10 protein-coding genes are annotated in these 12,416 nt (G+C 70.9%); 5 read left to right on the top strand and 5 right to left on the bottom strand.

All coding sequences use genetic code 11. From position 1 onward, the window contains the following. Positions 1-136: 136 nt before the first annotated feature. Positions 137-1,441, bottom strand: coding sequence for a DUF445 domain-containing protein (locus tag IB269_RS13185; RefSeq protein ID WP_080736788.1), 1,305 nt, complete (start codon positions 1,439-1,441; stop codon positions 137-139). A 121-nt stretch (positions 1,442-1,562) separates the two neighbouring features. Here IB269_RS13185 and IB269_RS13180 point away from each other — a divergent pair, with 121 nt between their 5' ends. Next, the gene (locus tag IB269_RS13180) at positions 1,563-1,820 is read left to right on the top strand and encodes a DUF3297 family protein (protein WP_012203034.1); all 258 of its coding nucleotides are present in this window, start codon (positions 1,563-1,565) and stop codon (positions 1,818-1,820) included. A 51-nt stretch (positions 1,821-1,871) separates the two neighbouring features. Here IB269_RS13180 and IB269_RS13175 read toward each other — a convergent pair whose 3' ends face one another. Further along, positions 1,872-2,747: a ChaN family lipoprotein gene (locus IB269_RS13175; RefSeq protein WP_063327401.1), complete on the bottom strand. Its 876-nt coding sequence runs from the start codon at positions 2,745-2,747 to the stop codon at positions 1,872-1,874. Positions 2,748-2,908: 161 nt separating this feature from the next. Here IB269_RS13175 and IB269_RS13170 point away from each other — a divergent pair, with 161 nt between their 5' ends. Both IB269_RS13170 and IB269_RS13165 read left to right on the top strand, forming a co-directional pair. Next, a complete protein-coding gene (locus tag IB269_RS13170; protein ID WP_192367345.1) occupies positions 2,909-4,807 on the top strand; it encodes a type IV pili methyl-accepting chemotaxis transducer N-terminal domain-containing protein in 1,899 nt (632 codons plus the stop codon). A gap of 28 nt (positions 4,808-4,835) precedes the next feature. Then, entirely contained in the window at positions 4,836-5,507 is a 672-nt protein-coding gene (locus IB269_RS13165) for a response regulator (protein ID WP_012203037.1), read from the top strand. Positions 5,508-5,511: 4 nt separating this feature from the next. Here IB269_RS13165 and IB269_RS13160 read toward each other — a convergent pair whose 3' ends face one another. Genes IB269_RS13160 through IB269_RS13150 form a run of 3 tightly spaced genes read right to left on the bottom strand, consistent with a single transcriptional unit; the run spans position 5,512 to position 9,838 of the window. Then, positions 5,512-6,753, bottom strand: a complete 1,242-nt coding sequence (locus IB269_RS13160) for an MFS transporter (RefSeq protein WP_063327400.1) — start codon at positions 6,751-6,753, stop codon at positions 5,512-5,514. Beyond that, a complete protein-coding gene (locus IB269_RS13155) occupies positions 6,750-7,817 on the bottom strand; it encodes a class I SAM-dependent methyltransferase (protein WP_192367344.1) in 1,068 nt (355 codons plus the stop codon). The genes IB269_RS13160 and IB269_RS13155 overlap by 4 nt, the downstream gene beginning before the upstream one ends. A gap of 26 nt (positions 7,818-7,843) precedes the next feature. Next, positions 7,844-9,838, bottom strand: coding sequence for a TonB-dependent receptor (locus IB269_RS13150; protein ID WP_192367343.1), 1,995 nt, complete (start codon positions 9,836-9,838; stop codon positions 7,844-7,846). A gap of 130 nt (positions 9,839-9,968) precedes the next feature. On the opposite strand from IB269_RS13150, the gene IB269_RS13145 reads away from it, so the two are divergent. Next, positions 9,969-10,931: a helix-turn-helix transcriptional regulator gene (locus tag IB269_RS13145; protein ID WP_192367342.1), complete on the top strand. Its 963-nt coding sequence runs from the start codon at positions 9,969-9,971 to the stop codon at positions 10,929-10,931. Between the two features lie 156 nt (positions 10,932-11,087). Then, entirely contained in the window at positions 11,088-12,410 is a 1,323-nt protein-coding gene (locus tag IB269_RS13140) for an MFS transporter (protein ID WP_012203038.1), read from the top strand. Positions 12,411-12,416 lie beyond the last annotated feature (6 nt).

Genomic DNA, 12,416 nt, shown 5'->3' with positions numbered 1-12,416 from the left:
TGTTCATCAATGACATGCAGGGCCGCCAGTGCCTGGGCGCGTGCAGCGCCCGGCCCGATTCACGGCGTTCCGGCGAGCACGGCGGCTTTGTAAAGTTGGCCCGATGTGGCCGGCAGGCAACATCCTGATACGAAGATCAGGCCCACAGCCGCCCCGCATTGGAGACCAGGAACAGCACCAGCCCCACGGCACCGCCGACCACGGTGCCGTTGATGCGGATGTACTGCAGGTCCTTGCCGATGTGCAGCTCGATCAGCTCGGACAGCTCGCGCGCATCCCAGCGCCGCACGGTATCGGCGATGTGCTGGGCCAGGAACTGCGAGACATCGGGCGCCAGCGCCTGGGCCCAGCGCTTGAGGCGCTCGTTCATGGAACTGCGCAGCGCCTCGTCGTGCGCCAGCGACTGGCCCAGCCAGCGGCCCATGGCGGCGGTCTTGCGCGCCACCTGCGAATGCTCGTTGGCCAGGTCCGCCTGCAGCTTGGCGCGCAGGCCCAGCCACAGCGCCCGCAGGTAGCCGGCCAGCTTCTCGTCGTGCAGCAGGTAGTGGCGCAGCCGCTCGGCGCGCTCGGACATGGCGGGGTCGGACTGCAGCCGCGTGACCAGCCGGTCCACGGAGGCGTCGAAGGCCTTGCGCATGTGGTGCTCGGGATTGCTGGCAATGTCCTGCAGCAGGCTGTCGAGTGCGCCCGCAATGGCGCTGGCGCCCTTGTCGCTGAGCCAGTCCGTGGGCAGCATCTTTTCCTTGAGCGGATGCTCGCGCTTGAGCCACAGCACGATGGTCTGGGCGATCAGCACATGGGTCTCGGCCTCGCGCAGCACGCCGCTGACGCGGGCCAGCACATCGTCCAGCACGGCCTGGTGGCGGCCGTCCTTGGTCAGGCCCGACAACAGATCCGCCGCCGCGCGGGGCAGGTCCACCTGGGCCAGCAAGGCCTTGAATGCCTGTGTCAGAAAGCGCTCCACCTGCCGGTCCTGCACCATCTCCAGCGCCGCCAGCGCCAGCCGCGCCACCTGCCGCCCCAGCAGCGTGCTGTTGGCCGGCGTGGTCAGCCAGCCGGCCAGCACGCGCGCGGGATCATGGCGCTCGATCAGCGCCACCAGCGAAGGGCCGTCCAGGAACTTGTCGCGCACGAAGTTCGCCAGGTTCTCGCCAATGCGGTCCTTGTTGCGCGGGATGATGGCCGTATGGCGCCCGACCAGGGGCAACGGAATGCGCCGGAACAGCGCCGACACCGCAAACCAGTCGGCCAGCGCGCCGACCAGCGAGGCCTCGGTCACGGCCTTGATGCAGGCCAGCCACAGCGGCACCTGCTGCCAGTGCCCCGCCGCCACGGACGAGGCCACGAAGCCCAGCGCCACGAACAGCAGCAGCGCCAGCGGCAGGCGCTTGGCCGACTTCAGTGTTTGACGTTGCTCTGGCGACAGCATGGAGCGCAGCATACGACGCCCGTCCGCCATCCGCATGACGATGCCTGCCGCCAAAGCCTGTCAGCCAGCGCCTGCCTGCGAATTGCGCGGACAATACCGGCTTTCTTCAGAACCCTCTTGCGAGAACAAGACCATGACCGACGCCAACGCACCCGCCGATCGCCCCGCACTGCCCGACCACCTGTCCATCGACCCGCGCAGCCCGCACCATGTGGCCGCCGTGTTCGAGCACGACATCGGCATCCGCTTCAACGGCAACGAGCGCTTCGATGTGGAGGAATACTGCGTGAGCGAGGGATGGATCAAGGTGCCGGCCGGCAAGACGGTGGACCGCAAGGGAAGGCCCCTGCTGATCAAGCTCAAGGGCGCCGTGGAAGCTTTCTACCGCTGATTTCCGGCCGGTCGCAAGGCCGGCCGCAACCTCTTCAGGAATCAGCGGGCTTCAGCCCGCATCGGCCCGCGGCGCCGGCGGGTTCCTGAACTTCTCCCGCAGCTCGGCGCAGTGGTCCTTGGCGGGCAGGGCATCCGTCTTCTGCAGCCAATCCACATCCGAGGCCTGCGCCACCGATGTCTCCCCCGCCTGCGCCACGGCCACCTTGGCGCCTGCGGCCTCGGGCAGCCAGCTGGGAATGCCCACGCCGCGCAGCACGTGGCCGCGCCCGGCCACCAACAGCACGGTCTTGCCGGGCTTGACAGCGGCCCTGGCCACCTCGGCCATGCTGGCGTCGCGGGCCAGCTGGATGCGGGCCATGGGCGCCAGCTGGGTGTCGGGCAGCAGGCCGCAGTGGCCTTCGCGGATGGCGTCGAGCTGGCGCTGCCAGCCCTCGGGCGGCAGGTGGGTGTCCAGGTTCTCGTTGCGCATGGCCTGCTTCATGTCGGCGCGCGGCAGGTTGCCGCCCAGCACGGGCACGCCCGCGCGCACGGCGGCCATGACCACGCCGCGGTAGCGCGGCCAGGGCCAGGCCGCGTCCTGCCATTGCAGGGCCTGCTGCACCGCGTCCTCGGAGGCATCGCGCGCCAGGCTGGCCGTGGAGCCCGTGCGCGGCGCCATCTCGATCACCAGCGCGGCCAGGCGCTCCTGTTTTGCCAACTGCTCCACCGTGGCCTGCTGCCAGGCCTGGTGGGCGACCGCATCGTGCTGCTCGCCCAGCAGCACGATGGGCGCGTCGGACCAGCGCTGCAGCTGCTGCGTCCAGTCCCGCGCCGGGGCGGAGGAGCTGGCGCAGCCGGCAAGGGCTGCCGCCAGCAATGCGGCCGCAGCCAGGCCGGCAAGGCGCGGGGTGCGGATGAAGGGGCGGGGGATGGAGCGGACTTGCATGGCCCCATGCTAAACACTGGCCTCGCCCGGGGACGCCATAGGCCCTGTGGGCGTTGGGGGCAGTTGAAAGGATCCTAGGAATCGGGGCGGGGGCACGGCGCAAACGGGCGGCGCTTGATTCAGGTCAAGACGCACAAATGTGCCGTGGCTACAGTGCAACCATGCATGGCAAGCCCTCGCTTTCGACCAAGCTGCTGCTCATGGGCGCGGCCTGCCTGCTCGCGGCCGTGGCATCGATCGGTTTCACGCTGTGGGTGGCCTGGCAGCTGGAAGGCGGTGCGGCGGCGGTGAACGAGGCCGGGCGGCTGCGCATGAGCATGGTGCGCATGGCCATGGCGCGCCAGAACGAGGCGCCTGCGCAGTGGCAGGAGCGCGCACGGCAGTTCGACGCCAGCCTGGACCTGCTGCGCAGCGGCGACATGTCGCGGCCGCTGTTCGTGCCCTGGAGCGATGCGGTCAGCGCGCGCTACGAGCGCATACGCGGCGACTGGAGTGCGCTGCGCACGCAGTGGCAGGCCGAGGACCATGTCGATGCGCAGGCCATCATGGGCAGCGCCGATGCCTTCGTGCGCGAGGTGGACGGCTTTGTCGAGGCCATCGAGGACCGGCTCTCGCGCTGGACGGCCATCCTGCACCTGTTTCAGATGTGTCTGATGGCGCTGGCCATCATCGCGGCCGTGAGTTTCATGGCCACCAGCTACTGGCTGGTGCTGCATCCCGTGGGCCAGCTGCGCTCGGCGCTGGAGCGCATGCGCCGCGGACACCTGGACACGCGCATGAGCGTGGAGGTGGATGACGAGTTCGGCCAGCTGGCCGCAGGCTTCAACCTCATGGCCCAGTCGCTGCAGAGCTCTCACGCCGAACTGGAGGACAAGGTGCGCGAGAAGACCGCCAGCCTCAACGTGCAGCACCAGCAGCTGCAGGCGCTGTACGCGGTCAGCGTGCAGGCGTCGGAGGCCGCCAGCCTGCAGTCCCTGGCCGAAGGCTTTGTGCGCCAGGTCCGCCTGGCGGCCCAGGCCGATGCGGCCACGGTGCGCTGGTCCGACGAGGCCAACGAGCGCTACGTGCTGCTGGCCGGCGACGGCCTGCCCCAGTCCATGTCGGTGCAGGAGCACTGCCTGCACACGGGCGCCTGCCTGTGCGGCCAGCCGCGCGAGCAGGCGCGGCTGCGCGTGATCCCCATCACGCCGGCCAGCGCCCTGCAGCTGCCGCACTGCCGCGAGGCCGGCTTCCAGACCGTGGTCAGCATCCCCGTGCAACTGCAGCAGCGCCTGCTGGGCGAGGTCAACCTGTTCTTTCGCTCCACCGTGGTGCTCACGGACGACATGCGCGACCTGCTGTCCGCCATGGCGCGCCACCTGGCCAGTGCCATGGAAAGCCTGCGCGCCACGGCGCTGGAGCGTGAGGCCGCCGTGGCCGAGGAGCGCGGCCTGATCGCGCGCGAGCTGCATGACTCCATTGCCCAGTCGCTGGCCTTTCTCAAGATACAGACCCAGCTGCTGCGCGACGCCGTGGCCAAGGGCCGCGACGAGGCGCGCGACCGCAGCCTGGGCGAGCTGGAAGTGGGCGTGCGCGAATGCTATGCCGACGTGCGTGAGCTGCTGGTGCATTTCCGCACGCGCACCAGCGCCGAGGACATCGAGGCCGCGCTGCGCGCCACGCTGTCCAAGTTCGAGCACCAGACGGGCATTGCCACCTCGCTGAGCATGTCGGGCCAGGGCCTGCCGCTGGCGCCCGACGTGCAGATCCAGGTGCTGCACATGGTGCAGGAGGCGCTGTCCAACGTGCGCAAGCACGCGGATGCCAGGCATGTGGAGCTGCGCGTGGGACGCCACCCCTGGCGCTTCGAAGTCTGCGACGACGGCTGCGGCTTCGTCCCCGCCGCCGTTGCGCCGGACTCGCTGCATGTGGGCCTGGGCATCATGCGCGAGCGCGCCCTGCTGGCGCAGGCGCTGGTCCATGTCCACTCCCGCCCCGGCGAGGGCACGCGCGTGCTGATCGAGCTGCCGCCGTCGGCCTCGGCCGGCGCGCCAGCGCAGGCCCTCCCCTCGAACGCGTGACACGCTCCCGCAAGAAAAAGACCGCCCCATGTCCTTCTCCAGCCCCATCTCCGTCTTCGTCATCGACGACCACACGCTGTTCCGCCGCGGCCTGATCGCCCTCATCGCCCAGGACGCAGGCCTGCGCGTGGTCGGCGAGGCCGGCGACGCGGGCGAGGCCCTGCGCCTGGTGCCCGCGCTGGCGCCCCAGGTCATCCTGCTGGACAACCACCTGCCCGGCGTGCTGGGCGTCGATGCCATCGCGGGCCTGCGGGCCGCATCGCCCGGCAGCCGCGTCGTCATGCTCACCGTGAGCGAGGACGGCCAGGACCTGGCGGCCGCGCTGCGCAACGGCGCCCAGGGCTATCTGCTCAAGACCATCGACGGCGACCTGCTGTCCGAGGCCCTGCGCCGCGCCGCGCGCGGCGAGCCCGTGGTCAGCCCCGAGATGATGGGCAAGCTGGTGGCCGCCTTCCAGTCCCAGGGCGCGCCCGAGCCCCAGGCGCCCGAGCCGGACGAGGCCCCGGCCTCGCCGCTGTCCCCGCGCGAGGAAGAGGTGCTGGTCCAGATCGCCCGAGGCGCCAGCAACAAGGAAATCGCCCGCACGCTGGACATTGCCGAGACCACGGTCAAGATCCATGTGCAACACATCCTGCGCAAGCTCGGCCTGAGCTCGCGCGTGCAGGCGGCGGTGTATGCGTCGGAGCGGCAGCGGGATTAGCGGGCTACGCTGTGGCTGAAGCCCAACCATCCCCCGCACACCGCAGCGCCCACACCCACGCCAGCGCGGCCGCCACGGTCAGCCCGGTGAGCATGGCCGCCGCGCCCATGGCGTCCAGCGCCACGCCGGCCGCCAGCGGCACCAGCATGCGGCTGGCGGCGAAGAGGCTGGCCTGCAGGCCGTAGTCGAAGGCCTGCCAGCGCGGGCGGGCGAATTGCATCATCAGTCCGAAGACGCAGGCCGAGGAGGCGCCCATGGCTGCTGCCACGCAGGCCACGGCCGCGACCAGGCCCGGGGGCGGAGCGCCGGCTGCGATGACGGCCGCCAGCAGCGCCAGCGCCGCCACGTTGCAGCCCGCATACAGGGGCAGGGCGCGCCGGGTGCCCAGGCGACGCGTGAGCAGGGGCGAGGCCGCGCCCGCCAGCGCAGCCACCACGCCGCCGCCCATGCCGGCCAGCAGGGCAGCCTGGGCCGGCGCGAAGCCATGGTCCAGCATCAGCGGCTTGAGGTAGAACCAGGCCGCGCCGATGAAGGGGAAGTAGCTGACCAGCACCAGGGTCCAGCGCCAGGCGCCGGGCTGGGCGCCATAGCCGCGGACCATGGCGGCCAGTCCAGCTTTGGGCGCAGGCAGCAGCACAGGCGAGGGCGCATCCCCGGGCTCATGGCGCACCACCCAGGCCAGCAGCAGGGCGCCCAGGGCCAGCGCGCCGGCCAGGCAGAGGAAGGGCGCGCGCCAGCCCCATTTCGCCTGCATGAGCAGCATCATCCCGCCGCCCACGATGGCGCCCAGCGACAGCGCCGCTGCGCGCACGCCCCCGGCGCGCATGCGCTCGGACGCGGGCAGCAGGCGGATGGCCAGGGCGCTGACGGGAATGTCGGCCCAGGTGGCGGCCAGCGCGGCCGCGAAGGCCAGGCCGAACAGCCACAGACGCTCGGCCAGCAACTGCTGCCAGCCCAGGGCCAGCAGCACGGCCGCATAGGCCAGGCACAGGGCCAGCGCCCAGGCGCGGTAGCGCGGCTGGCCGTTCGCGCTGCGCGCTTCCACGGGCGCGGCCAGCGCGAACTTGATGAGCGCGGGCAGGCCCGCCAGCTGGAACAGGCCGATGGCCGTGCCCGACCAGCCATGCTGGCGCATGACCAGGGGCAGGCCCAGCCAGAGGTAGACGCTGGGGGCGGTGAGCGCCAGGTGCAGCCAGCCGAAAAGTGCCTGGAGCAGCCAGACAGGGCGGGGAGCTGCGGCCTTCATGGCGCGGCCTTGCGGGCAATGAGCACGGCCAGCGGCGCCATCGGAAACTCGCGCGACTCGATGCGTTCGATGCGCTCGAAACCCGCCTGCGCCAGCAGCGCCTGCAGCTCGCCGCGCCGGGTCACGCTGCGGCCCAGCAGGCGCATGGGCAGGTAGTAGGGCAGGGTGCGCAGGGCGGCTTCGGGCGTCTCATCCACCTCGGCGTGGGCGCAGACGAAGACGCCGCCGGGCGCCAGCGCGTCGAACACCTTGGCCACCACGGCTGCCGCATCGGGCACGAAGTGCAGCACGGACGAGCACCAGACCAGGTCGTAGCCGCTGCCTATGCCGTCCGTGGCCAGGTTGCCGCCCAGCGCGGTGAAGCGGTCGGACAGGCGGGACTGGCGGGCGTTGTCCGCCGCCACGGCCACGGCCTCGGGCCAGTCGAAAACGCTGGCCTGCAGCGCGGGCTGCTGGCGCAGCAGGGCCAGCGCGATCCAGCCGGGGCCGCCGCCCAGGTCCAGCATGCGGCGCATAGCGCCGGCCTCGGGAACCTGCTGCAGCAGGTTCAGCGCGGCAGGCACGCTGACGGCGCGCTGCTCCTGGCCGATTTGGGCGCGCGCGGCAGCGGCCCAGCCTTCGGCATTGCCCGTAGCCAAGGGGGCGCTGCAGGCCGAGCCGTCCCCGGCAGGGCCGTGCTCGACCAGGCCGCGCAGCAGCGTGGCGGAGTGGCGCAGCGAGCGCAGGCGGAACAGCCAGGCCGCGCCGCAGGACTCGGGCGATGCGCTGTGCAGGTAGCGCAGCGCATCGGTGGCCAACAGGTAGCTCACGGGCTCGTGCTGGCCGCGCCGCAGCAGGCCCATGCTCCACAGCAATTCCAGCCAGTGGGAGGTATTGGCCTCGTTCCAGCCCTGGGCCTGGGCCAGCTCGGCCGGCGTCTGGGGCGTGGCCAGCCGGTCCAGCGCCCCCGATTCGAGCGCCAGCACCAGGGCCTCGGCCTGGACCTGGGCGGCGGCCAGGTCCCACAGCGGTTGCAGGGCGTGAGAGGGGGCGTGGGTAGGGGATTCACAGCGGGGTGTATTCATCGGAAGGTCCTTTTCACGAAAGGGAGTCACATGCGCCAGGTCAGCCGCACGCCCAATTCGCGCGGCGGGCTGTAGACCACGACCTGGCCGTTGAGGTAGCCCACGGCGTCGTAGCGGCGGTTGGCGGCATTGCGCAGGTAGGCGGCGATTTCCCAGGACGCCTGGGCATAGCCGGCCGACAGGTTGAGCAGCCCGTAGCCGGGGTGGCGGTAGGCGTTGGCGGCGTCCAGGTAGACCTTGCCCGTGCCCTGCACGGCGGCCTGCGCCCACCAGCGGCCGGGCGCGTCGTAGCGCAGGGCCACATGGGCCGTCATGTCGGGCGCAAACGGGTTGCGGTGGCCGTCGTAGACGGCGGCGCCGTCGCGGAAGCTGCCGAAGCGCGTGCGGTTCAGGCCCAGGGCCGTCTGCAACTGCCAGCCGCCGCCGAACACATAGTCCAGCTCGAAGTCCGCACCCGTGGAGCGCGCCCGCGCCGCATTGGTGATGTAGACCACGCCTGGCAGGCCCATCTGCTGCACCTGCATGTCGCGCACCTGCTGGGTGTAGACCGAGGCCGCATAGCGCAGGCGCTGCCCCAGCAGCCGGCCCTTGGCGCCGATCTCCCAGGCGCGCACGGTCTCTGGCTCGTAGGCCGCATAGCCCATGGCCGGAGAGAACACGTTGAAGCCGCCCGCGCGGTAGCCCTCGCTGAGGCTGGTGTAGACCTGGCCCTGGGGCGACCACTGGTATTGCAGCGAGAGCTTGGGGCTCAAGCGCGACCAGTCGTCGCTGCGCGCCGCCGCGCCCACGGGGGCCAGTTCCACGCGGTTGCGCTCCACGCGCGCGCCGGCCGCCAGCGTCCAGCGCTCGGACAGCGGGACGGTCCAGTGCGTGAACAGCGCCGCCGTGCTGCCCTTGAGTCCGGCCGTGGGCCGCATCAGTGCGGCGGGCAGCTTTTGCTCGTAGCGCAGGTCATGGTCGTCGCGGTCCAGGTACAGGCCGGCCAGCCAGCGCGCGTTCCACAGGCCTGCGGCCTCGCCCTCCAGGCGCAGTTCCTGCGAGGTCGTGGCCAGGCGGTAGTCGCGCCGCACGTGGAGCAGGTCGGCGCGCTGGAAGTCCGTGTCCTGCAGCACGCGATCGTCGAAGACGTTGCGCGCGGTGATGGAGCGCAGCCGCAGGCCCGAGGCAAAGCGATGCGAGACATCGAGCGACAGCGTCTGTCCACGCGAGCGGTTCCAGCTGTCCGTGCCCGAGTTCACCGTGGCGCGCGGCGCGGCAATGCTGCCCCATTGCGCGGCGCCGTCGTCCCAGCGCTGCTGGGCGTAGCGCAGCGTGGCCTCGGTCTCGGCCGTGGGCGTCCAGCGCAGGGCCAGGCGGCCGCTGGCGCGCTCGCGGTCGTCCACGCGCGCTCCCGTCGCCTGCTGGCGTATGAAGCCGTCCTGCGCGCGCCACTCGCCCGACAGGCCGATGTAGAGCTGGCCCGGCACCAGGGCGCGGCCCAGCTCGAAGCTGCCCGCGCGCTGGCCGTGGTTGCCGGCCTCGGCGCTGATCGATGCATAGGGCGCGTCGCCGGGCTGGCGCGTGACGATGCTGACCACGCCCGCTTCGGCATTGCGGCCGTACAAGGTCGATTGCGGGCCGCGCAGCACCTCCACGCGGTCCACGCCCTGCAGGTTGTGCTCGAAGCCCTGGGCCATCAGCGTGGGCACGCCATCGACCAGCAGCAGCGTGGACGAGGAGAACGACACGAAGTTGGCCGTCAGCCCCCGCATCACGGGCGGCTGTACGCCCGACTGGCCGAAGGCCTGGAACACAAAGCCCGGCACCTGGGCGGACAGCGCGTCCAGCCCGCGCACGCCAGCCGCCTCCAGCGCCGCGCCGTCGAAGACGGAGACGCTGGCGGGCACGGCGTCCAGGCTCTCGGCCTGCTTGTTCACCGTGACCGTGATCTCGGGCAGGGCGGCTTCGGGCGCCTGGCCCTGGGCCGCCACCGTGAAGGGGGCCAGGGCCAGCGCGGCCGGCCAGCGAAGGGGGAATGCCATGGTTTTCTCGTCCTCTCCAAAAGGGAATCTCGTTGGAGACCGATGCTAGGGAAGATGAGAATCGCTATCATTTGAAAACGTATGCGCGCCGGAGCATTTCCTATGCGAAGCGCGCATCCATTCCTCTCCCATGACCTCCCGCATCCCTTCCTCGCTTGCCTTGTCCCAGCCCTGTGCGCCGGGCTGGACGCGGCATGCCCTGCCCGCCGAGCTGGGCGACTGCCATGCGGAGCGCTTCACGCTGGGCGATGGCATCGTGCTGGCGCGCTCGCACTACTGCCCGCTGCGCGACCTGGTGGAGGACAGCGTGCAGGCCGATGCCTCGGACCAGGGCCGCACCCTGGTCATCACGCTGGGGCTGGCCGGCGAATCGGGCTTTGTGGCGCGCACGGGCGCGGCGCTTCGCTTCGGCGCGGGGCAGACCACGCTGGCAGCCTTTCGCGGCAGCCAGGGCGAGCGCCGCTATGCGGCAGGCCAGACCGTGCGCCAGCTGCGCCTGCTGCTGTCGGGCGCGGCGCTCGACCGCTATCTGGGGCCTGAACTCTCGCAGCGCCTGACCCAGGTGGACGGCGCGGCCGGCGTGCGGCCCTTGGACCACCGTGCCAGCCTGCCGGCCAGCCTGGCGCTGGCGCGGCGCCTGGCCCAGCCGCCCGGGCACCAGCCCACCGATGCGCTGGACCGCCACATCGCCATGCTGAGCCTGGCCGCGCTGGAGCTGCGGCATCTCGCTCCTGCGCCGCAGCCGGCCAAGGCGGCACCGCGCTGGTCGGCCGACGAACTGGCCCGGCTGGAGCAGGCGCGCGAACTGCTGTCCACCCAGATGGACCGCGCGCTGACCCTGGCCTACCTGAGCGCCGCCGTGGGCCTGGGCGAGCACCGGCTCAAGCAGGGCTTTCGCGCCGTCTTCGGCACCACGCCCCAGGCCCTGCTGCTGGAGCTGCGCATGCGCCGCGCCTGGGCGCTGCTGGAGACCGGCTGCCAGGTCGCCCAGGCCGGCTGGCAGGTGGGCTATGCCCATCCGTCGAACTTCAGTGCTGCGTTCACGCGGTTCTATAGGCGCAGCCCGAAATCGGTCTTCGGCCGCCGCTCCTGATCTGCGTCAAGCCTTTTTGTCCCCGATAGTTCTTTGGAACTAGGCCCGCCTGCGCGCTCCTAGTTCTTCCGCCTTGTCCGAGCGTACGGCTGGCGGATGTGCGGCGCGGCCCTCGCGCGGGACCATGGATGCCATAGCCCCCACGAGGAAAACAAAATGGCAAACACAGCGCCCACCGCACAGGGCGACCCCCGAAAGAGCACCAGCACAGGCACACGCCACGACCGCCAGGCCTGGTCGGTCCTGGCCGTCAGCACCCTGGCCTTCACCGTCTGCTTCATGGTCTGGATGATGTTCGGCATCATCGGCATCCCCATCAAGAAGATGCTGGATCTGAACGCCACGCAGTTCGGCCTGCTCACGGCCATGCCCGTGCTCACGGGCTCGCTGGTGCGCGTGCCGCTGGGCATCTGGACCGACCGCTTCGGCGGGCGCATCGTGATGGCGGTGCTGATGGCCGTCACCGTGCCCGCGATCTGGGTGATGGGCTATGCCACCGAGTACTGGCACTTCCTGACCATCGGCCTGTTCGTGGGCCTGGCGGGCGGCTCGTTCTCGGTGGGCACGCCCTATGTGGCGCGCTGGTTTCCCAAGGAGCGCCAGGGCATGGCCATGGGCATCTACGGCGCGGGCAACTCGGGTGCGGCGGTCAACAAGTTCGTGGCGCCGGTGATCCTGGTGGCCTTCGGCTGGGCCGCCGTGCCGCATGCCTATGCGGCCATCATGCTGGGCGCGCTGGTGCTGTTCTGGCTGTTCAGCCACAGCGACCCGGCCCACCTGGTGCCCAGCAACGTGCGCTTCAGCGACCAGTTGAAGGCGCTCAAGGACCCGCGCGTGCTCAAGTACTGCCAGTACTACAGCATCGTCTTCGGCGGCTATGTGGCGCTGAGCCTGTGGATGGTGCAGTACTACGTGGGCGAGTACGGCCTGGACATCCGCGTGGCGGCCCTGCTGGCGGCCTGCTTTTCGCTGCCGGGCGGCGTGCTGCGCGCCATCGGCGGCTGGCTGTCAGACAAGTACGGCGCGCACAGCGTGACCTGGTGGGTGCTCTGGGTGTGCTGGATCTGCCTGTTCCTGCTGTCCTATCCGCAGACCGATTTCACGGTGCTCACCACCGAGGGCAGCACCCGCTTTCACCTGGGCCTGAACGTCTATGCCTTCACCGCGCTGATGTTCGTGCTGGGCATTGCCATGGCCTTCGGCAAGGCCAGCGTCTTCAAGTACATCAGCGACGACTACCCCGGAAACATCGGCGCCATCAGCGGCATCGTGGGCCTGGCCGGCGGCATGGGCGGCTTCATCCTGCCCATCCTGTTCGGCGTGCTGCTGGACTGGACGGGCATCCGCTCCAGCGCCTTCATGCTGCTGTACGGCGTGGTCTGGGTGTCGCTGATCTGGATGTATTTCACCGAGGTGCGCCGCACCGACGTGCTCAACAGCCACGGCGGCCACAGCGATGTGCAGCCGGCCGCGCGCTGAACCGCA

Source organism: Delftia sp. DLF01 (assembly GCF_014852125.1).
Classification (GTDB): Bacteria; Pseudomonadota; Gammaproteobacteria; order Burkholderiales; family Burkholderiaceae_C; genus Comamonas; species Comamonas acidovorans.
Note: the sequence above shows the minus strand (reverse complement) of the source record. Positions and strands in the feature narration are given on the sequence as shown.